Genomic DNA, 1,090 nt, shown 5'->3' with positions numbered 1-1,090 from the left:
GCACAAAATCCAACTTATATGAGAGACCCGGGTGTTGAGGAGTTTCATTCTTGGCAGGATGCTGCAAAAGGGATGCTAAATAAAATCGCTATTGCACCAGAACGTGATGGGGTGGAAGATTTTGTACGTACTATTACAGGTGAAGGTGTGACAGTTGCACTTGGACACTCAGATGCGACATTTGAACAAGCTAAGAAGGCAGTTGATGCTGGAGCTAGTGTATGGGTACATGCCTATAATGGGATGCGTGGTTTAACACACCGCGAACTAGGTATGGTAGGAGCTATGTATGAGCTCCCACATACTTACGCAGAATTGATTTGTGATGGTTATCACGTAGATCCAAAAGCTTGTGAGATTTTACTTAAGCAAAAGGGGACAGAAAACATCGCTCTTATTACGGACTGTATGACAGCTGGTGGGCTTGAAGACGGTGACTATATGTTGGGAGAATTCCCTGTTGTAGTAGCAAATGGAACTGCACGTCTCAAATCTACTGGTAATTTGGCAGGTTCTATCCTCAAACTTAAAGATGGTATGAGAAATGTAGTCGAGTGGGGTATTGCAAATCCACACGAAGCGGTCATGATGGCTAGCCTTAACCCAGCAAAATCTGTTAATATTGACGATGTCTGTGGACAAATTCGTGAAGGTTATGATGCAGATTTTATTGTTTTAGACAAAGATTTGGAATTGGTAGCAACCTACCTAGACGGTGTGAAACGTTATCAAGCATAAGAGAGAAGGCAGAAGTTAGAGACTAGCTTCTGCTTTTTTATGTATGGTACTTTACTGGTAAACAAAAAAGTTAAAAAAATCACAAAAATCTTGAATAAACAAATGAAAAGGCTTACAATTATATTATAAACAGTACAAATAAAAAAACGGAGGAGTACTTTATGAAAGCCTATACTTATGTTAAACCAGGACTTGCTTCTTTTGTTGATGTAGACAAACCAGTTATTCGCAAGCCAACAGACGCTATTGTGCGTATCGTAAAAACTACTATTTGTGGAACAGACCTCCATATTATCAAAGGGGATGTTCCTGCTTGTCAAAGTGGTACCATTCTTGGTCACGAAGGGATTGG

2 protein-coding genes are annotated in these 1,090 nt (G+C 40.1%); both read left to right on the top strand.

Translation table 11 applies throughout. From position 1 onward, the window contains the following. Nucleotides 1-738 (top strand): N-acetylglucosamine-6-phosphate deacetylase (locus SMIDD26_RS13385; protein ID WP_246747028.1); only part of this gene is annotated, 738 nt, incomplete at its 5' end. Between the two features lie 161 nt (nt 739-899). Further along, nucleotides 900-1,090: alcohol dehydrogenase catalytic domain-containing protein (locus SMIDD26_RS13380; protein WP_246747027.1), on the top strand; the 191-nt coding region annotated here is incomplete at its 3' end.

It is taken from the genome of Streptococcus mitis, from assembly GCF_001579035.1.
Classification (GTDB): Bacteria; Bacillota; Bacilli; order Lactobacillales; family Streptococcaceae; genus Streptococcus; species Streptococcus mitis_J.
Note: the sequence above shows the minus strand (reverse complement) of the source record. Positions and strands in the feature narration are given on the sequence as shown.